Below are 26,745 nucleotides of genomic sequence, written 5' to 3' on the forward strand. Positions count from 1 at the left end.
GTGCGGGCATCGACCTGCTGCTCGCCATCCCCCGCCCCAAGGCCCTCAAGAAGGTCCTCCCGGCCGTGGCCTCGCTGGGCGTGGACCGCATCGTCCTGGTCAACGCCGCCCGCGTGGAGAAGAGCTACTTCGACTCCAAGGTGCTCGACGGCGCGTTCGTGAGGGACTTGCTCCTTCAAGGCCTGGAGCAGGCACGCGACACCCGCCTGCCCGAGGTCCTGGTCCGCGAGCGCTTTCGCCCCTTCGTCGAGGACGAGCTCGACAGCGTCTTCCCCACCGGCGCCGTCCGCCTGCTCCCCCACCCTCCGGCGACGAGGCCCCTGCGTCAGGTGGCCGCGGCTCCTGGCCAACGCTCCGTGCTCGCCATCGGCCCCGACGGAGGTTGGGTGTCGTTCGAGGCCCAATTGTTGGAATCCCACGGCTTCCGGCCGTTCTCGCTCGGGCCGCGCATCCTCCGGGTGGAGACGGCGGTTCCCGTGCTCGTCGGGCAAGTAGCCCTTCTCGGGGAAGACACTGCTCCGCGTCACGATGCAGGTGGCACTTGAAGGGGGTGGGCCGCTGGCCGAGAGTTATCGGCCATGGCCACGTCCATCCCTTCGTCCTCGGTCGCTTCCGACAGCACGCAGCCCGCGGTCGGTGAGCAGCAGTCCCTCGTCACGTCGGAGCCGCAGGCTCCAGCGGCGAAGCCCGCGAGCCACGACTCGCTGCCGCCCCAGGCGCTGCTCGACTTCATGCTCGAGAAGTGGAAGCCCGCGTCGGGGAAGCTGCCGCCGAAGCTCAAGTACGCGGAGTCCTTCAAGGCCCGTCGCAAGGCGCTGTCGCGGGCGTTCCCTGGCGAGACGCTTGTCATCCCCACCGGCCACGAGAAGGTGCGCGCGAACGACACGTACTACCGCTTCCGCCCGGGCACGGACTTCTACTACCTCACCGGCAACATGGAGGCGGACTGCGTCCTGGTGCTGGAGCCGAAGGACGGCGGCGGCCACACGGACATCCTCTTCGTGGAGCCCAACCCGGGCCGCTCGGACGCGACGTTCTTCACGGACCGGGTGAAGGGCGAGCTGTGGGTGGGCCCGCGCCTGGGCGTGCCGGAGAGCCGCGCGCGCCATGATGTCGACGAGGCGCGCGGGCTCGACACGCTGAACGCGTACCTCAAGGGCCTGAAGGGCTCGGCGAAGACCACGCGCGTGCTGCGCGGACACTCGGCCAAGGTGGACGCGGAGGTGGCGGAGGGCGGCGAGCGAGACAAGGCGCTGGCCACGTTCCTGTCGGAGATGCGGCTCATCAAGGACGCGCAGGAGCTGCGCGAGCTGCAGATCTCCATCGACGCCACGCAGCGCGGCTTCGAGGACGTCATCCGCAGCCTGAAGGTGGCGAAGACGGAGCGCTACGTGGAGGGCATCTTCAACCTGCGCGCGCGGGTGGAGGGCAACGACACGGGCTACAACAGCATCGTCGCCAGCGGCTCTCACGCGTGCGTGCTGCACTGGAACCGCAACGACGGTCCGCTCGTCCCCGGCGACCTGCTCCTGCTGGACGCGGGCGTCGAGGGCCACACGCTCTACACGGCGGACATCACGCGCACGCTGCCGATCAACGGCCGCTTCTCGCCGGAGCAGAAGGCCATCTACGAGCTGGTGTACGCGTCGCAGGAGGCCGCGTTCGCGGCGGTGAAGCCGGGCAACGACTTCATGGAGCCCAACCGCGCCGCCATGCGCGTCCTGGCCGAGGGCCTGGAGAAGCTGGGCATCCTCGAGGACGCCGCGGAGGCGCTCAAGGACGAGCACCAGTTCTACAAGCGCTACTCGTTGCACAACGTCAGCCACATGCTGGGGCTGGACGTGCATGACTGCGCGCAGGCGCGGCAGGAGGCCTACAAGTACGGGAAGCTGCAGGCGGGCATGGTGCTCACGGTGGAGCCGGGCCTGTACTTCCAGAAGGACGACCTCACGGTGCCAGCGCGCTACCGCGGCATCGGCGTGCGCATCGAGGACGACATCGTCGTCACCGCGCGCGGCTGCAAGGTGCTGTCCGGCAACATCCCGCGCACGGTGAAGGACATCGAGGCGTGGATGAGCGGCGTGTGGAGCGCCGACAAGGCGTCCGCCGCCCCCAAGGGCAAGAAGGCCGCCGCGAAGAAGGCGAAGGCCCCCGCCGCGAAGAAGGCGAAGGCCGGCAAGCGCAAGTAGTCCCGCGTCACGTCCCGGCCCCGCCACGAACCAGGTGAGGGCCGGGAGACAGGCGCCGCGAGCGTTGAGGCCTACGAGCGAGCCGCGCCACCGCCGGCCCCTCGAGCGCCGAAACGCACGAGGGAGCCAAGCCACCGCGGGCCCTCGCCACCGAGGGTTCGCGTCAACAAGCGTGGAGAGCCCGGGTCACGCAGTCAGGTCTCCGCGAGCCCGCTTACGAAGCAGTGCGCCAGGTGGTCATGACACCGGACCGAAGCGCACGTCGTGGTCCGAGGCCTCCGCCGCCGCGAAGGAGAGCAGGCGCAGCCCCTCCTCCGTGAGCGCCTCGCGGTCCTCGCGAGTCAGTCGGGCGAAGGGCGAGACGTGCAGCGTGACGCGCGTCTTCTCCCACTTCAGCTTCCACATGCCGCGCACGAAGCCGTCCACGAGCACCGTTGGACGGATGATGCCGTTGACGGTGAAGACGCGCTTGCGATGCGGCTCGGAGATGATGCGCGCGCGGTCCGAGTGGGACAGCAGCAGGTTGTCGAACTCGGGCACGAAGCGCACGGGCACCTGCGTGTCACCGCCGGGGCGGGGCGCGTCGGGAAGGTCGAACAGCTCGACGCCCTGCTCATCGCGGAACACGCGCAGCTCGGTGCGCATGCGCTCGAAGACCTCGCCCAGTCGCACGAAGCCGGACCAGTGCTGCATGTCCTTCACGCTGGCGGGACCGAAGGCGCCCAGGTAGCGCCGCACCAGTGACTCCAGCGCGAGCGCGGGCTCCAGGGGTGCACCGAGCCACGACGCCGACGGAGTGAACGTCACCTCGCCGCCCACGCCCCAGGTGCCGAACGGAGGCACCGTGACGAGCGACTCGGCGACACGCACCACGAACGCCAGCGACTGCGCATCCCGCTCCGGCCAGCGAGCCTGGAGACGCCGCCCCAGCTCGACCGAGCTCAGGGGTCCACGCGAAAGGAGTCGACGTCCCTCGGCGAGCAGCTCGTCCATGTCCAGCCCGGTGAGCTCTCGCGGATACGCGCTGTGGCTGAACATCCGGTCCAACACGGGCTGGAGCGCGGGGCGCAGCGACTGGTAGTCCCGCGCGGTGACCAGGTGCTGCGTGGAGCGCAGCAGCGTCGCCCGCACCACCTCTCGTTGCTCGTAGCGCCGGGTGAGGTCCTCGAGCTGGAAGTCCTCCATCCGCGTCCACAGGCCCAGATAGGGCGCGTTGCCGGCCTGGGCCTGGAGCCCCACCAGGTGCTCGAGAACATGGGGCACGGACTCACGGGTCCGTCGCAGCAGGAACTGGCGCGCGAGCAGCGCCCGGTTCAGCTCCCGCGTCGTCAGCACGGGGGCCAGCGCCGACTTCGCGTCGCCCCGCGTCGAGGAGGAAGAGCGCTTGCGCGGCGACGAATCCTTCACGGCACCACGAGGCGTCGAAACGCTCGGAGAGGACTGCTTGCGTCGAGAAGGCACGGCGTCCTCCACGGCAGCACGCGGCGCAGAGGCCCGCGCGGCAGACCGCGACTTGCGTCGAGAAGGCACCGCCTCCTCCATGGAACCACGAGGCCCCGAAACGTTCGAGCCAGCGGGAGACCTGCTACGCGATGGCACGGACTCCTCCTGTCCGCTGCGAGGAACAGCCACCAGGCGGGGACGCACACCCTCCCCCTTCGGCGCCCCCTCCTTCGCGCGTTGCTCGTCGGCGGGCACGAAGGGAAACGGCAGGAACATCAGGGGGATGGGAATCATGGGGCGTGGGTCCTCGCGAGTCCGGGACAGCTCGACGGCTGCGTGGGACGCACCATGACGGCCGGGCGTGACAGCGATATGTCAGGTATGTAGGCAGCCCCCCGCGAAGGGGTCGGACACGAAGCGACGTGACGGGTCCACCCAGGGACCCGTCCCCCTTCGCCGAGCGCATCGGCGCCTCGCCGCGAGCGAGGCCCCCGGACACACGCCTCAAGGCGTCGGAGCGGGAGCCACCTGAGGCGGAGCCTCGTCGGCCGGAGCCGGCGCCGTCCCGGGCCGCGCCCCACCCGAGGGCGCGGCCGGCGTCTTCCGCGTCTTCTCCCACTCCTCGGTGGACAGCGGGAGGACCTCCTTGAGCGTGGAGTACTTCACCTCCAGCTCACGCGGGTCCGTGCGGGTGTCCGCCCCCGCGGAGAAGGACAGGCGATTGATTTCGTGCCCGTCCTCCGTCTCCAGCACCACCCGCCAGTTGCCGGGCTTCAGGTTGGAGGTCGTCGCGTAGTAGCGATAGCCGCCATCCGTCCCGTTGCTGCTGACGTTGGCGACGAAGCCGCTGCCGTTCGTCGTCCACCCCTTCTCCGGGTGGTCGTAGTACCAGCGCACCCGCACCTTGTAGGGCGCGAAGTTCTTCGGCGCGAAGATGCGGAAGAAGTAATACGGCTTGTCGCCGGGGCGGATGACGAAGTCCGGCCCGAACCACGTCCACGGCTTGTACCAGACCGAGTCATCCACCGAGGTCAGCTGGTACACGCCCGGGCTGACGCGCTTCACGTCGTGGAAGATGCCCGAGTACTGCACCGCCAGCGGGATGGGCGGGATGATGCCCATCAGGTAGCAGGCCAGCAGCGCCGCCTGCACCCCGAAGCCCGGCACCGCCACGTTGCGCACCAGGTACTGCATGTCCGGACGCCAGCGCGCCATCAACCGCATCAGCCCGTACATGCTCGCGCAGCCCAGCGTCACCGCCAGCAGGAACACCCAGAAGCCGATGCGCCCGATGAGCACGGGCAACAGGCACGCGAAGTACATCGTCACGCACAGGCTCAGCAGCGAGACGCGCACCACCGGCCCCATCCTGCGGAACAGCGGCAGCTCATTGGCCACCAGCAGCGCGAACATGCCGACGACGAAGAGGTAGGGCGTGAAGCCCGACGTGCTCTTGAACAAGAGCAGCATGAAGACGCTGAGCAGGCTGCCGAAGAAGAAGTGGATGGCGTCCTCGCGCCAGCGCCACACCTTCTCCAACAGCTTCGGCGGCTCCGTGCCCTCCGGGTAGCGCTGCTCGAGCAGGAGCAGCGTGGCCAGGATGACCAGGTACCCGAAGCTCTGCACGAGCGTCAGCGTGTCGTCGATGCGGCTGAGCGAGACGATGTCGTAGAGGAAGCCGCCGAAGAAGAACGCGGCCATCTCCCACTTCTCGTGCCGCGCGCGGAACGCCTGCACCTTCTCCATCAGCGTGGGCGTCTTCGCCGTGGCCACCAGGTCATCGGGGTCCGCCGCGACGGGCACGACGACACCCGGGGCGGCCTCCGTCACGACGACGTTGGCGGGGACGACGGCCTCCGGCGTCGGGGCACCCGATGGCTCGGAGGTCTCTTCGTTCTTCTGGGAGGTGTTGGGCGGAGTAGCGGTGACCACGGTGTTTCCTCGCGGTAGCGGCCGCCCATTCTAGCCGCTTCGAGGGGAGCGGGTCTCCCCTCCCCCCCGAGCCCCGGCTCAGGCCGGGGACTTGCCCGCGACCAGGTCCGCCAGCTCGCCGCTCTCGGCCAGGCCCGTCAGGATGTCGACGCCGCCGACGAACTGCCCCTTGATGAAGATCTGCGGAATGGTGGGCCAGTTCGTGTAGTCCTTGATGCCCTGGCGCACCTCGGGATCCGCCAGCACGTCCACCGTGAAGACCTCACCGTGGGGCTGCAGCAGCTGCAGCGCCCGCGCGGAGAAGCCGCACTGGGGGAACAGGGCGTTGCCCTTCATGAAGAGGACGATGGGGTGCGACTGGGTAATCTGGTCGAACCGGGCCTTGAGGTCGGGGTTCATGGGGGTGTCTCCTTAGCGGTTCCCGAGCTTCTTCCACTGCTCGGGTGAATAGGTCTTGAGCGCGAGCGCGTGCAGCTCGCCCGACTTGAGCCACTGCTGGAGCGGCGCATACACGAGCTGGTGCTGCTGCACCATCATCTTGCCAGCGAAGTCCGGGCTGACGACGCGGGCCTCGAAGTGGTCCCCCGTCCCGGTGGTGTCATGCACCTCCACCTCGGAGCCCGGCAGGGCCTCCAGGATGCGGCTGCGGACGAATTCTGCGTCGAGCATCAGTTCATTCCCCTTCCCATCACCAGCATGGCCGGGTCCACGCCCATGCCACGCAACGTGGTCTCCCACAACTTGCCGGGCTCCAGGCCCAGCACCGCCTCGCTCGAGGCCTCCGTGAAGAGCCACGAGCCGGCGGCGATTTCGCTCTCCAACTGCTTGGGTCCCCAGCCCGCATACCCCAGGCAGAAGCGCAGCCGGGGCGCGCTTCGCTCCAGGAGCGGCCCCAGCGCGTCCAGCGTCACGCTGAGGAACAGGCCCGGCAGGACGGAGTGCTTCTCCAGCACCCCGCCATCGTCGTGCAGCACGAAGCCACGCTGGGGCTCCACCGGCCCACCCAGGTACACGGGGTGGGTGGAGCGCTCCTCGTGGATGTCGAGCTTCTGACCGCGGGCCAGCTCGCCCAGCGTCAAGGGCGCGCCCCGGTTGACGACGAGCCCCATGGAGCCGGACTCACCGTGTTCGATCATCAAGACGACCGAGCGGTAGAAGTTCGGGTCCCCGAGCTGAGGCATGGCCAGCAGGAAGCCGGGAGCGAGGTTCTTCACGAGACGAGCATCAACCGTTCGAGCGAGCGGTGCAACCGGCAACCGTCCTGGGAAGACGGGTGCCGGGCGCCCCTCGCTCAGTGCCAGCTGGTGTGCTTCGACTGGAGCGCCTCGGACAGGCGCTCGGGGTTGAGCGGCTTGCCGATGAACAGGTCCGCGCCCAGGCCCTTGCACTTGCGCGCCATGGCGGAGTCGCTCATCGCGCTCACGCCGATGAGCACCGCCTGGGGGAAGCGCTCACGGAGCCGTGACATCAGCGTGGCGCCGCTGCGGCCGGGGAGGAACACGTCGACGATGGCCGCGTCCATGCGCTTGTTGCGCACGGCGAACTCCGCCTCCTCGGCGCTGCCCACGGGCAAAGGCTCGTAGCCCCAGCCGGCCAGCATCTCCACGAGGATTTCGCGGTGGGACGGGTCGTCCTCCACGACGAGCACCGCGCTGCGCACGGGCTCCACCTTCAGCTCGTCACTGCGCTCGGTGCGCTCCTTCGCGTCGGGGCCGAGCACGGGGATCAACTCTTCAGTGGTGGGCAGGGACATGAGGGCACCGGTTGGGCAAAAGGTTTCCGTGTGATGGGAACCCACATGTCCTCGGTGGGAATTCCAAGCGGACACGCCCACGGCGCCTGCTCTTCAGGAGGCCTTGCGAGGGCCCGCCGCGAGCGCCTGGGAGGCGAGCGACGCGCCGAGCACCAGCATCACCAACAGCGCCCAGGCGGGGAGCACCACGCGCGCGCCGCCCTCGTAGATGAGGGCCGCGTAGCTGGTGCCCAGGTAGCGGCCCAGGGACATCGGCTCCATGCGAGCGATGCCGAAGAAGCTGACGGTGGACTCGGTGAGGATGGCGGTGGGCAGGCGGCTCAGGAACACAGCGAGCGCGAAGGGCCGGAGCGCGGGCCACAGGTGGACGCGCAGGACATGCGTACCGCCACCGCCGAGCGCGCGCGCCGCGGCGACGTACTCCTGGCCCTCGAGCGTGGCCAGCCGGTTGCGGAACATGCGCGCGGGCCCGGCCCACCCCACCAGCGCGAGCGACATCACCATCAACCCGAAGGGCCCCAGTCCGCCGCCGAGCCCCGCGTCCGCGAGCGACTGGCCGGCGAGCTGGAGCACCATGACGACGAGCACATCGGGCAGCGCGAAGACCGCGTCCACGCCGCGCAGGAGGACCTGCTCCCACGCGCCGCCGAGAAGCCGCGCCACCGCGGCGACGACGAGGCCGATGAGCGTGGAGAGCCCTCCGGCGCACAGGCCCACGGCCAGGGAGACCCACAGGCCGCCGAAGGCCAGCTCGCACACGGTGCGGTCCGGACGCGTCGGGTCCACGCCCAGAGGACACGTGTTCGCGAGCACGTCCGGGAACAGACGCCCGGCGACGAGACTGAGGACACCGAGCCCGATGAGGAGCACGAGGCCGACGCGGGCGCGCGCGGGGATGCGGTTCATGCGCGGGCCCTCCGAGGGAGCATGTCGCCAGGAGCCCGAAGCCTGTCCGACGCGTCGCGAGGGCCTGGACCGAGTGCAGTGCGCTGAGCCCCGGACCGGAGGCTCATGAGCGACCCGAGCGAAGACGCCCCGCCACCGACGCACGACGTACACCCGACACGCTCCACATCACGAGGTGAGGCGAGGCCGAAGGGCGAGCCACGAGACGCATCCCGCCCCGCAGGCTCATGGCGCGAACCCGCGGAAGACACCTGAGCCCCGGCGCGAAGCACTCCCGACAGCGTCGAGGGCTCGTGGCCACATAGGTCTGGCGGGTGGGCAGCGGGATGAATCCTCGACAGGAGGCTCATGCGCGGGCCTCACGCGAGCGCGGGTCCACGACGTAGCGAGCCACCTCCACCGCGAGGCTCACGACGACGAGCAGCGAGGCGAACGTGGTGGTCGCTACCACGACGACGGCGACCTGCTTGTTGAGCACCGCGAGCACGTAGAGCTGTCCGAAGTAAGGCAGGCCCAGCACGCGCTCCGCCGCGAACGAGCCGGCGAGCAGCGCCGTGGCCACGGGCCCCACGGCATCGAGCAGCGAGGGCAGCACATTGGGGAGCACATGACGGCGCAGCACCGTGCCCTGCGACAGGCCCTTGCCCAGCGCGGTGCGCACGTAGTCGCGCGACAGCTCCGTCTCCAGCGAGTCCCCCACCAGCGTGCCCAGGAAGATGCCCGGCCAGATGGACGTGACGAGCGCCGCGCACAGCTCCGGCAGCATGTGCCCGCGCTCGACCACCGCGGGCGCGAGCAACAGCGCGGGGATGAACACGGGGGTACCGAAGGCCAGCGCCGGCACGACGTCACCCAGGGCGGACCACCGCCCTCTTCGCCAACGGGTGCGTACGAGCGCGAAGCCCAGCGCCCACGTCAGGGCCAGGGGAAGCGCGAGCATCCCCACGCCGACGCTGCCCGACAGCTTGCGAGCCAGCTCATCGCCGGTGATGCCCTGCGCGCTCGTGCCCAGTCGCTCACCGCGCCACAGCTTCTCCCAGGGACGCAGGAAGCCAAGCGGCTCACCGAGGCCGAGGTCCCGGCGATACGACGCCATCAGCTCCGGAGACGCCTGCCGCTTCGCATCGCTCTCCGTGGTGAGCGGCAACATGGCCATGAGGAAGTACGAGGCCACCGCGACCACGGGCACCAGCACGAGCTGCCGCGCGAGCTTCTGGAGCACGGCCATCATCGCGCCACCTCGCCGAGCACCGACGAGGACTCCCGCGCAAGAGGCACCAGCATCCCATCAAGCGAAGGAGCCGGCCCCTCACCTCGACGCACCGGCCCGGAGGCGAACCTCCGCGGCAACAGGGCGGGCTTCTGGAGCACGGCCATCATCGCGCCACCTCGGTCTGCTCCGGAGTGGGCGCGGACCTGCGCAGCGTGCGCAGGGCCAGGAAGTTGAACGGGTCCACATCCAGGCCCCGCAGCGTGTCACGCGCCCGAAAGTAGCGGTCCGGGTGGTACAGCGGTGCAATCACCGCCTGCTCTCCCACCAGCACCTCCTGCGCCTGCACATACATCGTCCGCGCACGCGCCTCGTCCGCCTCGCCGTCCCCGGCCTCCAGCAGCCGCTCGAAGCGCGCCATGGGCTCGCCACCGCCTTGCGTCTCCCAGCCCGTCTGGTGATTGCCCGAGCGCTCGAAGAGCGTGAAGAACGTGTTCGGGTGCGCGTAGTCCCCGCCCAGCCGCCGCAGGTACAAGTCATACGCGCGAGGCCCCTTGGCCGTGCGCCGCGAAATCTCCGCCGTGAAGTCGGACCTCGCCTCCAGTTCCACCTTCACGCCCACCCGCGCGAGCTGCGCCGCCACGCGCTCGGCGATGGCCACCTCCGGCACGAAGTTGTCCCCCGAGCGGTACACCAGCCTCAACGGCCGCTCCAACCCGGCCACCGACGCCAGCTCCGCCTTCGCGCGCTCGGGCTCGTAGTGCGGCAGCCGCAACGCCTCCTCGGCCGACGCAGCCCCCGGCAGCTCCGGAGGCAGCAACACATGCGAGGGCCGCGCGGCCGGCAGCAACCCCGTCATCAACGCCTCCCGGTCCAACGCCCGTGACAGCGCACGCCGGACCTCCGGCCTGTCCAGCGGCGCGCGCTCCGTGTTGAACGCCAGGTAGTACGTCGACAACAGCGGCTCACGCTGCAGGTCCTCGGGCCGCTTCACCCGCAGCGCCGCCGCGCTGTCCACGAAGACGAAGTCCACCCGGCCCCGCTCATACAGCGCCGGTCCAATCTCCGACTTCATCAACGTGATGACCGGAACCGGCACCTCGCCCGGAGCCATGGGCGGAGGAAACGCCGAGCGCGGGTTGTAGACCAACCGCACCCGCTCCCCCGCCCTGTCCCAGCTCTCCACCCGATAAGGCCCCAAGGCCAGCGGCCGACCGTCACGAGGCCGGTCGAAGTAATCACGGACCTCCTCATCCGAGCGCCCATCCAGGTCCGCCGAGGGCGCCGGATAGAAGATGTAGACGTTCGCGATGCGCGCCAGGAAGTAGCTGCGCGGATGCGCCAGCGTCACCCGAAGCGTCCGCGCATCCACCGCCTCCACACCCACGCGCTCCAGCGCCGCGCGGATGTCCGCCTCGGGCGCCATGCGGTCCTGCAGCGCCAGCACCTCCGACGCGCCCTCCAGGTCCGCCATCTCCCCGCGCTCACGTCCGCGCAGCGCGCGCCGCCACCCCACGACGAAGTCCCGCGCCACGAGCGGAGAACCATCCGACCACCGCACGTCCCCGCGCAGATGGAAGACATAGACCTCGCGCCCCTGCTCGTCGCGAGAGCGCTCCCACCGCTCCGCCAGCCCCGGTCGCACCGAGTGGTCCGCGCCCAGCAACGTCAGCCCCTTCTGCGTCGCGAGCATCACCGGGTAGTTCGCCCAGCTCTCGGGGTCCGAATGGCTCCAATCCAGCGTGGTGGGCATCGCGGGCACCACCACCTTGACGCCCGACTCCGGCTGGAAGCCGCACGGCCCGCAGGCCCCGGTCACCCAGGCCAGCAACAGACACCACCAGGCGAGTCGAGTGCGAGGAGCCACCGGGCCACGTTGTACCCCGAAGCCAGGGACGCCCGGCAACAGAAGCCAGACGCCCCGTCTGCCCGCTGGAAAAGAGAGAAGCCAGGAGCCCGGCGACCTCGTGGGTCGACGGACGTCCTGGCTTCGAGCACGTCAAGGAGGGCCGAAGCCCTCTCCTGTCAGAGCCGTTACGCCGGAGCCGAGGCCGGAGCCGACGGGGCCTCGGCCGCCGTGGGGCTCTTGAGCCCATCCGAGCTCGGCTTGCCGCGGCCGAACTCCTCGGGCTTCTCCAGCACCAGCGCCTCGCGCAGCACGTCGTCCACGAACTCCACCGGGACGATGCGCAGCTGCTTGCGAATCTTCAGCGGGATGTCCTTCAGGTCCTTCTTGTTCGCCTTCGGGATGAGGACCGTCTTGATGCCCGCGCGGTGCGCGGCCAGCGTCTTCTCCTTCAGGCCGCCGATGGGCAGCACCCGCCCACGCAGCGTGATTTCACCCGTCATCGCCACATCCCGGCGGATGAGGACGCGCGTGAGCGCGCTCACCAGCGCCGTGCAGATGGTGACGCCCGCGGAGGGGCCATCCTTGGGAATCGCGCCCTCGGGCAGGTGCACGTGGATGTCGTAGTTCTCGAACACCTTGCGGTCGATGCCGAAGCGGTCCGCCCGGCTGCGCACGTACGACATGGCCGCCTGCGCGGACTCCTGCATCACCTCGCCCAGCTTGCCGGTGATGATGAGCTTGCCCTTGCCCGGCATCACGGTGGCCTCGGTGGTGAGGATCTCTCCTCCCAGCTCCGTCCACGCCAGACCCGTGACGATGCCCACCTGGTCCTCGCGCTCCGCCACGCCGTAGCGGTAGCGCGGCGTGCCCAGGAACTTCATCGCCGTCTTGCGGTCCACCTCGATGTCCCGCTTGCCGTTCTTCAGCACGTCGCGGGCAATCTTGCGGAACACGCCGCCAATCTCACGCTCGAGCGAACGAACGCCGGACTCGCGCGTGTAGCGGTGGATGATGGTCCGCAGCGCCTCGTGGCTGAAGTCCACCTTCACGTCCGTCAGCCCGTTGGCCTCCTGCTCCTTCGGGATGAGGTAGCGCCGGGCAATGGAGAGCTTCTCCGGCTCGGTGTACCCCGCGATGCGAATCACCTCCATGCGGTCCTGCAGCGGACCGGGGATGTTGTGCATCGTGTTCGCGGTGCAGATGAACATCACCTTGGACAAATCGTAGTCGAGGTCCAGGTAGTGGTCGTTGAAGTTGTGGTTCTGCTCGGGGTCCAGCACCTCCAGCAGCGCCGCGCTCGGGTCGCCTCGGAAGTCCGTGGACATCTTGTCGATTTCGTCGAGCAGGAAGACCGGGTTGTTGCTGCCCGCCTTCTTCAGCGACTGGATGAGCTTGCCCGGCATCGCGCCGATGTACGTGCGCCGGTGGCCGCGAATCTCCGCCTCGTCACGCACGCCGCCCAGGGACAGGCGCACGAACTTGCGGCCCGTGGCGCGTGCAATCGAGCGCGCCAGCGACGTCTTGCCCACGCCCGGAGGTCCCACGAAGCACAGCACGGGGCCCTTGAGCTTCTTCACCAGCTGCTGCACCGCCAGGTACTCGAGGATGCGCTCCTTCGGCTTCTTCAAGCCGTAGTGGTCCTCGTTGAGCACCGTCTCCGCTTCCGTCACGTCCAGCCGGTCCTGGGTCTCGTCGTACCAGGGCAGGCTGATGATCCAGTCGATGTAGTTGCGGACGACCGTGGCCTCGGCGCTCATCGGGCTCATCATCCGGAGCTTCTTGAGCTCCTTCTTGACCTTGAGCGTGGCCTCCTTGCTCATCCGCTTGTTCTTCAGCTTCTCTTCAATCTCCTGGATCTCGTTCTTGAACTCGTCGCGCTCACCCAGCTCCTTCTGAATGGCCTGCATCTGCTCATTCAGGTAGTACTCCTTCTGGGTCTTCTCCATCTGCTTCTTGACGCGGGTGCGGATCTTCTTCTCCACCTGGAGAATCTCGATCTCCCCCTGCATCAGCTCGTAGAGCTTCTCCAGCCGCTTCGCGGGAGACTCGGTCTCGAGCAGCGCCTGCTTGTCGTTCAGCTTCAGCGACAGGTGCGCGACGATGGTGTCCGCGAGCCGCGCCGGGTCATCGATGCTGGCCACCTGCATCAGCATCTCGGGTGGAATCCGCTTGTTGAGCTTGACGAAGGCCTCGAACACGGAGTGCACGGAGCGCACGAGCGCCTCCAGCTCCACGCTCTTCTCCGTCTGCTCCTCCACCTCCTCCACCTCCACCATGAAGAAGGCGTCGTTCGGGTGGAACTTCTTCACCTTCGCGCGCTTCACCCCTTCCACCAGCACCTTCACGGTGCCGTCCGGCAGGGGCAGCAGCTGGATGACGTGCCCCATGGTGCCGAAGTGGAAGATGTCGTCGGGAGAGGGGTCGTTCGTCTTGGCCTTCTTCTGGGCGGCCAGCAGGATGACGGCCTTGTCGTCCGGCCCCTTGTGAGCCATCGCGTCCTTCAACGCGGCGATGGACTTCTCCCGGCCGACGAACAGCGGAACCACCATGTGCGGGAACACGATGATGTCCCGAAGGGGCAAGAGCGGGACGGTGAGTCCCCGCTTCTGGGCTTCCTTCTTGTCGTCACGTCCGAAGAACATGTATCCGCCACCTGCTGGCCTACCGGGAGGGTAGGCCCCTGAAGAGTTGCCCGGTTGCTCGTCCGGCGAGCGCACACCCGGGGTGAAGCACGTCTATAACACGTCGGTTTCAGGCGCCGTTCCCCGCCTCAAGATTGGGGAACCACCTCTTGCCATCAAGGGAACACCCGAAGCTTCCTCGGACGTCCCCTCCCAGTGTCAGCGACCCTGCGCTGCCTCCCCACCCTGTAGCCCACCAACCTCCAACGCCTCGAAAAGGAACGCATACAGGTCCGCGCTGGATTCAATGCTCTTGGCCACCTGGTCCGCGCCACTGTGTCCTGCGTTCATTTCGATGCGCAGCAGCGCCCTGGCCTGGTTGCCCGCCGCCTGCTGCACCGCGGCCACGAACTTGCGAGCGTGCATCGGGTCCACCCGGTCATCGTGGTCCGCGGACATCATGAGCAGCGCCGGGTAGGCCACGCCCGGCTTGACGTGGTGGTAGGGCGAGTAGGCGTGCAGCACCTGGAAGTCCTCGGGCTTCTCCGCCGTCCCGTACTCGGGAATCCACGTCCGGCCGCTCCCGAAGAGGTGGTAGCGCACCATGTCCAAGAGGGGCACCTGGCACACCACCGCCCCGTACAGCTCCGGGCGCTGAGTCATGGCCGCCCCCACCAGGAGCCCGCCGTTGCTGCCGCCCTGGATGGCCAGCTTCCTGGGCTGGGTGTACTTCTCCCGGACCAGGTACTCGGCGGCGGCGTGGAAGTCGTCGAAGACGTTCTGCTTCTTCGCCATGCGGCCCGCCTCGTGCCACTCGGCGCCGTACTCGCCCCCACCCCGCAGGTTGGCCACCGCGTAGACGCCGCCGGCGTCCAGCCAGGGCAGGATGCTGCCGCGGAAGGTGGCCTCCATGTTCACGTTGAAGCCGCCGTACCCGTAGAGCAGCGTGGGCGCGGTGCCGTCGCGCTTCAGGCCCCTCTTGTGCACCAGGAACATGGGCACGCGGGTGCCGTCCTTGGAGGGGTAGAAGACCTGGTCCACCGTGTAGGCCGCCGGGTCCATGGGCACTTCCACCTGCGCCCACAGCGAGGACTCCCCCGTCTTCACGGACGTCTTGTAGACGCGCCGGGGCGTGGTGAAGGACGTGAAGACGAAGTACGCCTCGTCCTGGTCCTCCAGGCCCGTCAGGTTGGAGGCCGCGCCCACGCCGGGCAGCGCCACCTCGCGCACGGGCTTGCCCTGCAGGGTGGCCACGCGCACCAGCGTCGTCGCGTCCTTCATGTACTCCAGCGCCAGGTGCTCGCCGACGATGTTCACCGTCTGGAGCGCGGCGACCGGGTCCTGCGGAACGATTTCCTTCCATTGCGCGCGCGCGGGCTTCGCCGGGTCCACCTCGAAGACGCGCTGGCGCGGGGCGCCCTCGTCGGTGGTGACGTAGAAGCGGCCCTTCCACGCCTGCACGTTGTACTTGGCGCCCTTGCCCTTCACGAGCAGGCGGAAGTCCTTCTCCCCCGGCCGCTTCCAGTAGATGTCGTTTTCAATCCAGCCCCGCAGGATGGAGACGAACAGGAACTGGCCGTCCCGGCTCAGGTCCCCCTGCAGGAAGGTGGACGGGTCTCCGGTGCGCGGGTGGATCTCCGCGTCCTTGGAGGGCGCGTCGCCCAGCTTGTGGAAGCGCAGTGTGGTGTAGCCCGGGCGCGCGTCCACGGGGATGGAGGGGTCGGTGGGCAGCCACTCGTAATAGAAGCCCTTGCCGTCCGGCGTCCACTTGGGCTGCGCGTACTTGGCGCCCTCGATGACGTCGACCTTGGACCACTCACCCGAGTCCACGTCCACCACGTGCAGCACGGCCTCGTCGGCCGCGTTGGGCTTCTGCGCGAAGACCAGCTTCTTGCCGTCCCACGACGGCGACCACGTGCCCAGGGACACCGAGCCGTCCTGGCTCCAGCCGTTCGGGTCCAGGAGCACCTTCTCCTGTCCCTTCTCGCCGTCGCGCCAGTAGAGGACCGCCTTCTCCTTGTCCTTGTGCGTGCGCACGTAGAAGTAGCGGCCCGCGCGGCGCGCCGGCATGGAGATGGAGTCCACGTAGAACAGCTCGCGGAAGCGCTTCGCCAGCGCGTCACGCACGGGCGACTTCGCCAGCGCCTCGCGCGTCAGCACGTCCTGCGCCTTCATCCACGCCTGGACCTCGGGCGCCTTCTCATCCTCCAGCCAGCGGTAGGCGTCCGGCACCTGCACCCCGTGCAGCGTGTCCACCACCGCGTCCACCCGAGTCGCCGGGTAAGCCATGCGCGCGTGTTCCTCCTGGGCCGGCGCCTCCACGGGCACCTCCCGTTTCGCCGGCGTCGAGCCAGCACAGGCAACGAGCATCAACAAGGCAGGCACGGGGAGCTGTCTCATGGAGCCAGCACATACAGAAACGCCCCCGCCCGTCCCACAAAAACCGTGGGCGACAGGCCGGCGCCACCCCGCCCGCCCTGAACGCGAGGAGCGCGTCGGAGCCGTTGCAGGGCCCTTGACGCGCTCCGTCACATCCCAGGGGCCGCCCACACCGGAGGGCGGCCCGGCAGAGTCCGCGACTTACGCGGATTCCTTCTTCGGCTCGGCGGGCTCCTTCTCCGCCGCGGCGTGGAGCACGACGGGCTCGCTCTTCTTGAGGATGACCTCCTCGGAGATGAGCACCTCGCGGACCGTCTTGCGGGACGGGATTTCGTACATCACGTCCAGCATGGCCGACTCGAGGATGGAGCGCAGGCCGCGGGCGCCCGCCTTGCGGCGGATGGCCTCGCTGGCGATGGCCTTGAGCGCGCCGTCGGTGAACTTCAGCGCCACGCCGTCCAGCTCGAAGAGCTTCTTGTACTGCTTGGTGAGCGCGTTCTTCGGCTGGTTGAGGATGTTGATGAGCGCGGGCTCATCCAGCTCCTCCAGCGCGGTGATGATGGGCAGGCGGCCGATGAACTCCGGAATCATGCCGAACTTGAGCAGGTCCTCCGGCTCCACGTGCTTGAGCAGCTCCGACAGGTTGCGCTGCTTCTTCGACTGGATGTCCGCGCCGAAGCCCAGGCTGCGCCCGCCCAGGCGCCGCTCGATGACCTGGTCCAGGCCGCCGAACGCGCCGCCGCAGATGAACAGGATGTTGGTGGTGTCCACCTGCAGGAACTCCTGCTGCGGGTGCTTGCGGCCCCCCTTGGGCGGAACGTTGGCCACCGTACCTTCGATGATCTTCAACAGCGCCTGCTGGACGCCCTCGCCGCTGACGTCGCGGGTGATGGAGGGGTTCTCCGACTTGCGGGCGATCTTGTCGATTTCGTCGATGTAGACGATGCCGCGCTGGGCCCGCTCGATGTCGTGGTCGGCGGCCTGCAGCAGGTTGACGATGATGTTCTCCACGTCCTCGCCCACGTAGCCGGCCTCCGTGAGGCACGTGGCGTCCGCGATGGTGAAGGGGACGTTGAGGATGCGCGCCAGCGTCTGGGCCAGCAGCGTCTTGCCGCTGCCCGTGGGGCCGAGCAGGAGGATGTTGCTCTTCTGGAGCTCCACGTCCTCGAGCGCGACCTTGGACTCGATGCGCTTGTAGTGGTTGTGCACGGCCACCGACAGCGTCTTCTTCGCGCGCTCCTGGCCGATGACGTACTCGTCGAGCACGGCCTTGATTTCGGAGGGCCGCGGGATGCGCAGCTTGGTGTCCTTGGTCTCCTCGCGGTCGATCTCCTCCGCGATGATGTCGTTGCACAGCCCGATGCACTCGTCGCAGATGTAGACCGTCGGCCCCGCGATGAGCTTCTTCACCTCCTTCTGCGACTTGCCGCAGAAGGAGCAGCAGAGGGTCTGGTTGTCTCGCTTCTCCACGTTCTTGCCCGCCATGAAATCCCTCGCTGCGCCTGTAAAGCCGCCCGCCCCGAGCGCCACCCGCCTCGGCTCCAGGCCAATCTAGTCAGCCCCCATCAGGGACGTCCACGCGCCTTCCCTGTACTTAACAGGGGGAGTGGGTCGGCGCAGAAAGCACAAAGCCGGAGGCGCGGGGGCGAATTCCCGCGGCTCCGGCCACCGGCCGAGGCGTCGAGCCCCGGCAAACGTCTACTTCTTCTCGTCCTTGCCCAGGCCCACCACCTTGCGGGGGTTCTGGATTTCATCCACGATTCCGTAGGCCTTCGCCTCCGTGGCGCCCATGAAGTAGTCGCGGTCCGTGTCCTTCTCCACGCGCTCGATGGACTGCCCGGTGTGCTTGACGATGAGCTCGTTGAGCTTCGCCTTCATCCGCAGGATTTCGCGGGCCTGGATCTCGATGTCCGTCGCCTGGCCCCGCACCCCGCCCAGCGGCTGGTGGATCATGATGCGGCTGGACGGCAGGGCGTAGCGCTTGCCCTTCGTCCCGGCGAGCAGCAGCACGGCCCCCATCGACGCCGCCTGCCCCACGCAGATGGTGGAGACCGGCGGCTTGACGTACTGCATCGTGTCGTAGATGGCCATGCCCGCCGTGACGGAGCCGCCCGGCGAGTTGATGTAGATGTTGATGTCCTTGTCCGGGTCCTCGGACTCGAGGAACAGCAGCTGGGCGACGATGACGTTGGCCACGTCATCGTCGATTTCCGTGCCCAGCATGATGATGCGGTCCTTCAGGAGCCGGCTGTAGATGTCGTACGAGCGCTCACCGCGGTGCGTCTGCTCGATGACGTAGGGAACGGGCATGAAGGGCATGGCGACCTCGGGAGAAGACTCGAAGGGACGGCTCGACGAAGACGAACCTCAGGTCAGGAATACTTCGCCCGGCCCTTCAGGAATTCAATCGTCTTTTCCTCGCGCAGTCGCAGAGACAACCCGAGCCGCTCGTCCGCGCCCTTGAAGTAGCGCTTCACGGCCTCCACGGGCTGGCCCGCCTCCACCGCGAGCTGCTCGATGCGCGCGTCCACGTCCGCGTCGCTCGCCTGGATGCCCTCCTTGAGGGCGATGGACTCCAGCAGCAGCGTCCCCTTCACCTCCTGGGTCGCCTTCTCGCGCATCTCCTCGCGCAGGCGGTTGAAGTCCAGGTTCAGACGGCTGGGGTCCATGCCCGAGCGCTGCAGCTGCTGCAGGGCGCCGCGGAGCATGGAGTCCATGGCGCGCTCCACCATGGCACGGGGGACCTCGAAGGGGTTGCGCTCCACGAGGCCCTTCATCACCGCCTCGCGGTCGTCGTTGTCCGCTTGCGAACGGCGCGCGCGCTCCATGTCGGCGCGCAGCTTGCCGCGCAGCTCCTCGAGCGTCTGCGCGATGCCCGTCTCCTTCGCCAGGTCGTCGTTGAGCTCGGGGGAGATCTCCTTCTTGAGCTCCTTGAGGGTGACGTGGAAGCGGCCCGTCTTCCCCCGCACGTCCTCCACCCGGTAGTCGGCGGGGAAGGCGTAGTCGATGTCCTTGGACTCGCCCACCTTCACGCCCTCAAGCGCGGCGATCTTCGACTCGACCAGCTCACCGGGCTGCACCTGGACGGTGATGCCCTCGGCCTTGCTGCCGGCGAACGGCTGACCGTCCACGGTGGCGTCGTAGTCCACCGTCGCGTAGTCACCGGAGGCCGCCGAGTCGCGGTCCGTCACGGGCTCCAGCCGGCTCAGCGACTGACGCATGCGGTCCAGTTGCTCGTTGATCTGCTCGTCGGTGACGGTGGTGTCCGTCTTGGTCAGCGGCAGCTCCGCGTACTCCTTCGCCTCGACCTTGGGCCTGACCTCCACCCGGGCCTCGAAGCTGAAGGGCGCGTTGGCCTTGAGGCCCTGGTTGGTCACCTGCGGGCTGGCCACCACCTCCACGTTGTGCTCGCGCACCGCGTCCAGGTAGGCCGTCTGCACCACGCGCTGGATGACCTCGTCCTCGACCTGGTCCTTGAAGCGCTGCTCGAGGATGCGACGGGGCACCTTGCCCTGTCGGAAGCCTGGCAACCGCACCTGCTGGCCCAGCCTGGCGTAAGCGCGGTTCAGCTCTTCCGCCACGCGGGCGGACTCGACCTCGATGGAGAGCTTCTTCTCGATGGGAGAGAGCTCTTCGACCTGGACCTTCATACGGGCCTCGCTCGCCGCCGTCTCGGACAGTCGTCCCGAGCGGCGCCGGTTAAGTGGGACGTGCGCCTTTAGGGGATAGGCACGAACGGGTCAACGCGAAATGGGCGAGGAGGGACTCGAACCCTCACACCTTGCGGTACCAGATCCTAAGTCTGGTGCGTCTACCAGTTTCGCCACCCGCCCGGATGCGCCGCGTGCCTTGTGCCGTACATACCGCGAAACGTCCGCCGCGCGTCACCCGACGGATGCGTGCTGCGGAAAAACAAACGGGGTCTCTCCATCGCTGGAGAGACCCCGTATGAGAGCGGAGGGAATCGAACCCACAACCTATGGATTAAGAGTCCATTGCTCTGCCAATTGAGCTACGCTCCCGGCACTGCGCTTGGCCCGTCGGCTGCGTGACGTCCAAGTGGCGGCGGTAATTACAGAAGGCCGCCCGCGCTGTCAAAAGTATTTTCGTCTCCCCTGCATTCCCCACGCACGGCATCTCCCACGCGGACGCGCAGTCCGGGATGGGACGCCACGCCGCCCGCTGGACGGGCTGGCGCCGGGGACGGCCGGATTCCGAATGAAACAGAGCCATGGGCCCACTGTTGAACGTGGCCACGGCGACCCGTGTGTCCGGAGTGCTCGGACCCACGGGGCTCGCACGCGCCCCCATCCGGGACTCTGAGCACGTGAACCGCCGAGGCACAGGCGGGCGGACGGAGGTCGTCCGCCCTTTTCGCGCAGGACGTATGCAGGAGACGACAGTGACGGAAGCCAACATCCCCCCCAAGGTGGAAGACACCGGCTCGGCGCTCGGCGGCTGGAGCCGGGAGCGCATGGAGCTGATTCGGCGCACCATCTGCCCCCGGGGCATCAGCGAGGACGAGTTCGCCCTCTTCATCGAGCAGTGCAAGCGCAGCGGGTTGGATCCGCTGCTCAAGGAAGCCTTCTGCGTCGCGCGGAGGCAGAACATCGGCAACCGGGAGCGCCCCAACTGGGTGACGAAGTACGAGTTCCAGCCCTCCGAGGCCGGGATGCTCGCCCGCGCGGAGCGCTTCCCGGACTTCAAGGGCATCCAGGCGAGCGCCGTGTTCGCCGAGGACGACATCGTGGTGGACCAGGGTCGAGGCGAGGTGGTGCACCGCTTCAACCCGGCCAAGCGCAAGGGCGCGCTGGTGGGCGCCTGGTCGCGGGTGGTGCGCGACGGGAAGCTGCCCGTGGTGGTGTGGCTGGACTTCAGCGGCTACGTCCAGCAGACACCGCTGTGGGCCAAGATTCCCACGACGATGATCGAGAAGTGCGCCCGGGTGGCGGCCCTGCGCAAGGCGTACCCGGAGGCCTTCGGCGGACTGTACGTCCGGGAGGAGATGCCGGCGGAGGACTTCGATTCGGCCTCGGCCCACCCCGAGCCCGTCCCCGCGGGTGGCGCCTACGAGGTGCTGGGCGCCAGGACGGGACCGGTGAAGGCGTCCTTCCCCACCCCGCTGGCCACCGCGCCCGCGAAGGAGGAGAAGCCGGCCCCCGCGAAGCTGGACGTGGAGCTCCCGCTGGCCCCGTTCCCCGCGAAGGAAGTGGAGGCGGCGAAGGAGGACGTGGAGCCCACCGTGGCGCCCACGCGTCCGAAGGCGAGCGCCGTGCTGGTGGCGTTCGGTCCCTACAAGGGCAAGACGGCCTCGGAGCTCTCGGACGAGGAGCTGACGGAGACCATCGAGCTGGCGAACGAGAAGCTGATGGAGCAACCCCGCGCGCGCTGGGCCAAGGCGATGCGGGAGAACCTGCTCGCGCTGGAGGCGGAGACGGAGCTGCGCTGCCGCGTCCCGTCCACCGCGGACAAGAGCAACGGCGCGTCCCACGCCTGATGCGCTGAAGTGAGGCTTGCCTCCGTCGGACGTCCTCCGGCGGGGGCCCTCTTCGCGGCGCCACTCGGGACTCCCACGAAGGAGTCGGGGCCTGCCTAAAGAGGAGAGGAGCGCGCTCGGAGGGACTTGAACCCCCAACCCCCGGGTTCGAAGCCCGGTGCTCTATCCAGTTGAGCTACGAGCGCAACCTACGAACAGGGGAAGAAGGTGGGCGGCCAACCGGGGTCGAACCGGCAACCTCTGGAGTCACAGTCCAGCGCTCTAACCAGTTGAGCTATGGCCGCCGTTACCGCTACGGCGTTTGAAGCGGGGGCTTCCCTACCGTGGAAAGCCGGGCCAGTTCAAGGCCCAAATCACACGACACACCGGCCAAGTTAGCGCCCCAGGCAGGACTCGAACCTGCGACCCCCGACTTAGAAGGTCGGTGCTCTATCCAGCTGAGCTACTGGAGCTGGGCCGGGCTACCTGCATCCACTCCCTACTTGAAAAAATCGGGGCGAGAGGATTCGAACCTCCGACCCCCTGCGCCCAAGGCAGGTGCGCTACCAGGCTGCGCTACGCCCCGAAAAGTAGAGTCCGGCATTGTTGAACCATCGCGGACGGACGCGCAAGGCCCACGTGCCTGACCTCGCGATTCATGAACGCGCGGCGAGCGAGAGCAGCATCGGCTTCATCTTCCGGAAGGCCGCGCCCCGGTGGGAGATGGCGGACTTCTCCTCGGCGGTGAGCTCCGCGAGCGACCGGCCACTGTCCAGAAGGATGAACACGGGGTCGTACCCGAAGCCGTGCTCACCCTTCGGTGCATGGCCGATCCGCCCCTCGCACCGCCCCTCCTCCACGTGCGTGCGCCCGTCCGGCCACGCCAGCGCCAGCGCGCAGCGGAACGAGGCCGTGCGCTTCTCGTCGGGCACCCCGCACAGCTCCGAGAGGAGCTTCTCGTAGCGGGCCTTGTCATCACCGGGCGCGTAGCGGGCGGACAGCACTCCGGGCTGGCCGTCGAGCGCGTCCACGCACAGCCCCGAGTCGTCCGCGAGCGCCGGCAGGCCCGTGGCCCGCGCGTACTCCACCGCCTTCTTCACCGCGTTGGCCTCGAAGGTGGCGCCGTCCTCCTCGGGCTCCGGCACCGGCGGCAGGTCCGCGAGCGACACCACCTCCACCGAGTCCCCCACCAGCTGGCGCAGCTCGCGCAGCTTCCCCTTGTTGGTGGTGGCGAAGAGCAGCTTCGGTGAGGGCGTGCTCATTCGAGCGCCTTGGCCTGCGCGGCCACGAGCTGATGGATGGCGGCCAGGCCCCCGTCGAGCATCGCGTCCATCGTCTTGCGGTCGAACAGCTGGTGCTCGGCGGTGCCCTGCACCTCCACCATGCGCCCGTCTCCCGTGGCGACGATGTTGAGGTCCACGTCCGCCTTGGAATCCTCGTCGTAGTCCAGGTCCACGCGCACCTCCCCGTTGACCACGCCCACGGACACTGCGGCCATGGGGGTCAGCTTGGGCTGCTTGGTGAGCGTGCCCTGCTTCTGCAGCGAGCGCAGCGCGAGCACCACCGCCACGTACGCGCCCGTAATCGACGCCGTGCGCGTGCCGCCGTCCGCCTGGAGCACGTCACAGTCCAGCGTGAGGGTGCGCGGGCCCAGCGTGGACAGGTCCACCGCCGCGCGCAGCGAGCGGCCGATGAGGCGCTGGATCTCCATGGTGCGGCCGGTCTGCTTGCCCTTGGCCGCCTCGCGCTGGTTTCGCGTGTGCGTGGCGCGCGGGAGCATGCCGTACTCGGCCGTCACCCAGCCGGTCCCCTTCCCCATCAGGTGCGGGGGCACGCGCTCCTCGGTGGAGCAGGTGATGAGCACCTTGGTGTTGCCGAACTCCACCTGCACGGAGCCTTCCGCGTAGCGGGACACTCCGGGGGTGAGGATGACGGGGCGAAGGTCCAGTGCACCACGTTGGAAGGAACGCACGGCGAGCTCCTGGGTAGGGAATGAGCGCGTCCCTTCTCTACCAGAGCCGCGTGGCCCGCGTGTCGTCCGAGTCGGCCCGCTGTCCACTCAGGGCGTCTGCGAGCCCGCCACCTGGGCCGGCCGGGCCGCGTCCCTGCGCCGCGTGTCCTTCAGGAAGGCGAGCACGCCCTCGCTGATGGCCTCGGCCAGCTTCTCCTGGTAGTCCGCCCGCCCCAGCTTCAGCCCCTCCTCGGGATGGGAGATGTAGCCCACCTCCACGAGCACCGCCGGGCACTCCACGCCGGAGAGCACGAAGAAGGGCGCCTGTTGCACGCCCCGGTCCGCCGCCCGCGTGCGCGCCACGAGCCGGGGGTGGATGGCGTAGGCCAGCCGGGACGAGTCCGAGTGCGCCTCCGTGCGCACCAGGTCATCGAGGATGAGCGCCAGCGTCGAGTCGCCGCGCGCCGCCCGCGACATGGGCGCCTCCGAGTTCTCCCGGTCCGCCACCGCGAGCGCCGCCTCACCCGAGGCGCTGGCCGACAGGAAGTACGTCTCCACGCCCTCGGTGCGCGCCCTCATGCGGGGCGTGGGCATGGAGTTGGCGTGGATGGAGATGAAGAGGTCGGCGCCGTGGTCGTTCGTCATCTCCACGCGTTCGGTGAGGCTCACCAGCGCGTCGCGCTCGCGCGTCAGGTACACCTCGCCGCCGGCCGCCTCCAGCCTGGAGCGAAGGCGGTGGGCAATCTGCAGCGCCACCTCCTTCTCGCGCAGCGCGCCGGGCCCCTTGGCGCCTTCCTTCACGCCGCCGTGGCCCGGGTCGATGACGATGCGCGCGGGGCGCTCGCCGGCTCCCGCCGTGACGGGAACCCAGCAGATGCATGCGAGGAGGAGCAGCAGTAAGCGGGAGGACGACGTCATGCCGGAGCGGGATGCTAGCGGAGCCCCACCCCGGGCGCGAAATCCCCGCCCGGCGGCCGGTTCAGCCGATGACGTCGATGCCCGGACGGCCCGCGCGGACCTCGCCCAGCAGCGCCGCGTCCACCCCAGCCCTGTCCAGGGCCCTGAGCGCCTTGACCGCGTCCTTCGCCGGCACGCAGGCCAACAGTCCGCCGTTGGTCTGCGCGTCCGCGAGCACCCACTGGATGGCCTCGGGGAGCCCCTTGGGGAAGCGGACCTTCTTCTGCACGTGCTCCAGGTTCGACTTCGTCCCGCCCGGCACCACGCCCGCCTCGGCCAGCGAGGGCACCTCGGCGATGAGCGGCACGCGCTCCAAATCCAACGCCGCGCGCGTCTTCGCGGCCGTCATCATCTCCAGCAGGTGGCCCAACAGGCCGTAGCCCGTCACGTCCGTCAGGGCGTTCACCTTGAACCGGCCCGAGGAGAAGACCTCGCCCGCGGCGCGGTTGAGCGTGGTCATCACGCCGATGACGTTCTTCTGCAGCTGCTTGGAGGCCACGCCCCGCTTGATGGCGGTGGTGGCGATGCCCGTGCCCAGGGGCTTGGTGAGCAGCAGCAAGTCCCCCGGCTTCGCGCCCGCGTTGGTGAGCACCTTCTTGGGGTGCACCACGCCGGTGACGGCCAGGCCGTACTTCGGCTCCGGGTCTCGAATGCTGTGGCCGCCGAGGATGGGGATGCCCGCCTCCTCCACCTTGGACTGGCCGCCCTCGAGGATGCGCGCCAGCACGGACTTGGGCAGCTCGTCCGGGAAGCCCACGAGGTTGAGCGCGAACAGCGGCTTCGCCCCCATGGCCCAGATGTCCGACATCGCGTTCGCCGCGGCGATGGCGCCGAACTGGAACGGGTCGTCCACCACGGGCGGGAAGAAGTCCACCGTCTCCACCACGGCGAGGCCGGGCGAGAGGCGGTAGACGGCCGCGTCGTCATTCGTGTTGAAGCCCACCAGCGCTTGCGGGGGGCGGGAGGACTTGAGCCCTCCCAGCAGCTGGGCCAGGTCCCCGGCCCGCAGCTTCGCCGCGCAACCCGCGCAGTGACTCAGCTCGGTGAGGCGCAGGCGCTTCACCGACTTCGCGTCCGCCACGGCGACATCCCTTCAGATGGAGCCCGCCCTCCCACGAGGAGAGCGGGCTTCGTGTGCGACCTAGATGATGCGGACGTACTCGCGCTTGAGCAGGTGTACCAGGCCCTCGGCGGTGACGACGTCATCCGCGTCCGCCCGGTCCAGCACCCCGGCCAACGTGCCCTGGTTGAGCACGAGCTGGAGCACGTCCAGCAGCTCCGGCGTCAGCTCCTTGAGCGGCGGCACCAGCGGCACCGACAGCTGGAGCATGGCCTCCGGAGGCGGCAGGCTCGGCTGCAGCCGCTTGAGCTCGTCGAGCTGACGGAGCGCGTCCATCAGCAGCGCCTCGGTGGACGAGTCCAGCTCCACCATGAACTCCTGGCTGTCCGCCGGCCGCAGCTCGAAGTCACCCGACTCCCAGGTGATGATGCGGTTGAAGCTCTTCTGCGGACCCAGGTTGTGGTTCTCGTTGATGACCGCGTAGTACACGCGGCCCTGGCGCAGGTAGATCTTCCCCTCTTGCGTGCTGTTGACCACCAGCACGCCGTTCTTCTTGGAGGTGTGGAAGAGCTGGAGCAGGTCCGGCAGGGGGATTTCCTCAATCTTCCCCGTCATGGAGCTGCCCTTGGTGGTGGTCCTCGCGGCCTGGGCGGCGGCGGCCTCCTCCAGCTTCAGCTTGGCCGTGCTCTCGTCCACGTTGGCGCCGTCGGCGCCCTGGTGCACGAGCTTGAGGATGGAGGTGCCGATGAGGATGCGGTCCCCCTCCTTGAGCCCCGCCTGCTTCACCTTCTCGCCGTTGACGAAGGTGCCGTTGGTGGAGCCCAGGTCCTCGATGGTGATCTTCCCGTTGGAGAAGCTGATCTTCGCGTGCTTGCGCGAGACCATGTCCTCCACGAGCACCATGTCCAGCTCGCTGGAGCGGCCGATGACGATCTGCTTCTCCGCCTTCAGGGGGAACTCTCCGCCCTGGTACTTCCCGGAGATGAACTTCAGGGCATAGGTCTTCGAGATATCCATGG

General features: G+C 68.6%; 22 protein-coding genes and 6 tRNA genes. 3 read left to right on the top strand and 25 right to left on the bottom strand.

From position 1 onward, the window contains the following. The coding region (locus FL311_RS16325) for an RsmE family RNA methyltransferase (protein WP_141326067.1) at window positions 1-545 on the top strand (545 nt) is incomplete at its 5' end. A gap of 33 nt (window positions 546-578) precedes the next feature. After that, window positions 579-2,189 (top strand): aminopeptidase P family protein, encoded by a 1,611-nt coding sequence (locus FL311_RS16330; protein WP_141326068.1) that lies wholly within the window; start codon window positions 579-581, stop codon window positions 2,187-2,189. Between the two features lie 237 nt (window positions 2,190-2,426). Here FL311_RS16330 and FL311_RS16335 read toward each other — a convergent pair whose 3' ends face one another. From FL311_RS16335 to FL311_RS16410, 16 genes are all read right to left on the bottom strand, one after another. Further along, a complete protein-coding gene (locus tag FL311_RS16335) occupies window positions 2,427-3,650 on the bottom strand; it encodes a winged helix DNA-binding domain-containing protein (RefSeq protein WP_228556906.1) in 1,224 nt (407 codons plus the stop codon). Between the two features lie 486 nt (window positions 3,651-4,136). Next, window positions 4,137-5,564: a DUF2914 domain-containing protein gene (locus FL311_RS16340; RefSeq protein ID WP_141326070.1), complete on the bottom strand. Its 1,428-nt coding sequence runs from the start codon at window positions 5,562-5,564 to the stop codon at window positions 4,137-4,139. Window positions 5,565-5,642: 78 nt separating this feature from the next. Beyond that, entirely contained in the window at window positions 5,643-5,963 is a 321-nt protein-coding gene (gene grxD, locus FL311_RS16345) for a Grx4 family monothiol glutaredoxin (RefSeq protein WP_141326071.1), read from the bottom strand. Window positions 5,964-5,975: 12 nt separating this feature from the next. Next, window positions 5,976-6,233, bottom strand: coding sequence for a BolA family protein (locus tag FL311_RS16350; RefSeq protein WP_141326072.1), 258 nt, complete (start codon window positions 6,231-6,233; stop codon window positions 5,976-5,978). After that, complete coding sequence (locus FL311_RS16355; protein ID WP_141326073.1) at window positions 6,233-6,778, bottom strand: YqgE/AlgH family protein; 546 nt, start codon at window positions 6,776-6,778, stop codon at window positions 6,233-6,235. Before FL311_RS16355 ends, FL311_RS16350 begins: the two co-directional genes overlap by 1 nt. A 77-nt stretch (window positions 6,779-6,855) precedes the next feature. Next, entirely contained in the window at window positions 6,856-7,317 is a 462-nt protein-coding gene (locus FL311_RS16360) for a response regulator (RefSeq protein ID WP_046712197.1), read from the bottom strand. 93 nt (window positions 7,318-7,410) lie between these two features. Beyond that, a complete protein-coding gene (locus tag FL311_RS16365) occupies window positions 7,411-8,223 on the bottom strand; it encodes an ABC transporter permease subunit (RefSeq protein WP_141326074.1) in 813 nt (270 codons plus the stop codon). A gap of 346 nt (window positions 8,224-8,569) precedes the next feature. Further along, a complete protein-coding gene (locus FL311_RS16370; RefSeq protein ID WP_141326075.1) occupies window positions 8,570-9,454 on the bottom strand; it encodes an ABC transporter permease subunit in 885 nt (294 codons plus the stop codon). Between the two features lie 145 nt (window positions 9,455-9,599). Continuing rightward, complete coding sequence (locus FL311_RS16375) at window positions 9,600-11,186, bottom strand: peptide ABC transporter substrate-binding protein (protein WP_228556907.1); 1,587 nt, start codon at window positions 11,184-11,186, stop codon at window positions 9,600-9,602. A 281-nt stretch (window positions 11,187-11,467) separates the two neighbouring features. After that, the gene (lon, locus tag FL311_RS16380; RefSeq protein ID WP_141326077.1) at window positions 11,468-13,924 is read right to left on the bottom strand and encodes an endopeptidase La; all 2,457 of its coding nucleotides are present in this window, start codon (window positions 13,922-13,924) and stop codon (window positions 11,468-11,470) included. 198 nt (window positions 13,925-14,122) lie between these two features. Next, entirely contained in the window at window positions 14,123-16,192 is a 2,070-nt protein-coding gene (locus FL311_RS16385; protein WP_141326078.1) for a prolyl oligopeptidase family protein, read from the bottom strand. 291 nt (window positions 16,193-16,483) lie between these two features. Next, a complete protein-coding gene (clpX, locus tag FL311_RS16390) occupies window positions 16,484-17,767 on the bottom strand; it encodes an ATP-dependent Clp protease ATP-binding subunit ClpX (protein ID WP_046712193.1) in 1,284 nt (427 codons plus the stop codon). Window positions 17,768-17,980: 213 nt separating this feature from the next. Then, window positions 17,981-18,601 carry an ATP-dependent Clp endopeptidase proteolytic subunit ClpP gene (clpP, locus tag FL311_RS16395; protein ID WP_046712192.1) on the bottom strand — a complete coding sequence of 207 codons (621 nt, stop codon included), beginning with the start codon at window positions 18,599-18,601 and terminating at the stop codon, window positions 17,981-17,983. A gap of 53 nt (window positions 18,602-18,654) precedes the next feature. Continuing rightward, on the bottom strand, window positions 18,655-19,932 hold the full coding sequence (tig, locus tag FL311_RS16400; RefSeq protein WP_141326079.1) for a trigger factor: 1,278 nt from the start codon (window positions 19,930-19,932) through the stop codon (window positions 18,655-18,657). Between the two features lie 101 nt (window positions 19,933-20,033). Next, window positions 20,034-20,115: transfer RNA gene (locus FL311_RS16405), tRNA-Leu, on the bottom strand. 116 nt (window positions 20,116-20,231) lie between these two features. Further along, window positions 20,232-20,304: transfer RNA gene (locus FL311_RS16410), tRNA-Lys, on the bottom strand. Window positions 20,305-20,684: 380 nt separating this feature from the next. On the opposite strand from FL311_RS16410, the gene bet reads away from it, so the two are divergent. Beyond that, entirely contained in the window at window positions 20,685-21,779 is a 1,095-nt protein-coding gene (gene bet, locus FL311_RS16415) for a phage recombination protein Bet (RefSeq protein WP_255510339.1), read from the top strand. 111 nt (window positions 21,780-21,890) lie between these two features. On the opposite strand, the gene FL311_RS16420 is transcribed toward bet, so the two are convergent. From FL311_RS16420 to FL311_RS16460, 9 genes are all read right to left on the bottom strand, one after another. Next, window positions 21,891-21,964, bottom strand: a tRNA-Arg gene (locus tag FL311_RS16420). A gap of 25 nt (window positions 21,965-21,989) precedes the next feature. Continuing rightward, window positions 21,990-22,063, bottom strand: a tRNA-His gene (locus FL311_RS16425). 94 nt (window positions 22,064-22,157) lie between these two features. Then, window positions 22,158-22,231 (bottom strand) — tRNA-Arg (locus FL311_RS16430). Between the two features lie 39 nt (window positions 22,232-22,270). Further along, window positions 22,271-22,344: transfer RNA gene (locus FL311_RS16435), tRNA-Pro, on the bottom strand. A gap of 70 nt (window positions 22,345-22,414) precedes the next feature. Further along, a complete protein-coding gene (locus tag FL311_RS16440) occupies window positions 22,415-23,020 on the bottom strand; it encodes an XTP/dITP diphosphatase (RefSeq protein ID WP_141326081.1) in 606 nt (201 codons plus the stop codon). Further along, entirely contained in the window at window positions 23,017-23,730 is a 714-nt protein-coding gene (gene rph / locus FL311_RS16445; protein WP_141326082.1) for a ribonuclease PH, read from the bottom strand. The genes FL311_RS16440 and rph overlap by 4 nt, the downstream gene beginning before the upstream one ends. A gap of 87 nt (window positions 23,731-23,817) precedes the next feature. After that, a complete protein-coding gene (locus FL311_RS16450; protein ID WP_141326083.1) occupies window positions 23,818-24,627 on the bottom strand; it encodes an N-acetylmuramoyl-L-alanine amidase in 810 nt (269 codons plus the stop codon). A gap of 61 nt (window positions 24,628-24,688) precedes the next feature. Next, a complete protein-coding gene (gene selD / locus FL311_RS16455) occupies window positions 24,689-25,729 on the bottom strand; it encodes a selenide, water dikinase SelD (protein ID WP_255510340.1) in 1,041 nt (346 codons plus the stop codon). Between the two features lie 78 nt (window positions 25,730-25,807). Continuing rightward, the gene (locus FL311_RS16460) at window positions 25,808-26,743 is read right to left on the bottom strand and encodes a DUF4388 domain-containing protein (protein WP_141326091.1); all 936 of its coding nucleotides are present in this window, start codon (window positions 26,741-26,743) and stop codon (window positions 25,808-25,810) included. Window positions 26,744-26,745 lie beyond the last annotated feature (2 nt).

It is taken from the genome of Myxococcus sp. AB025B (genome assembly GCF_006518215.1).
GTDB lineage: Bacteria > Myxococcota > Myxococcia > Myxococcales > Myxococcaceae > Myxococcus > Myxococcus fulvus.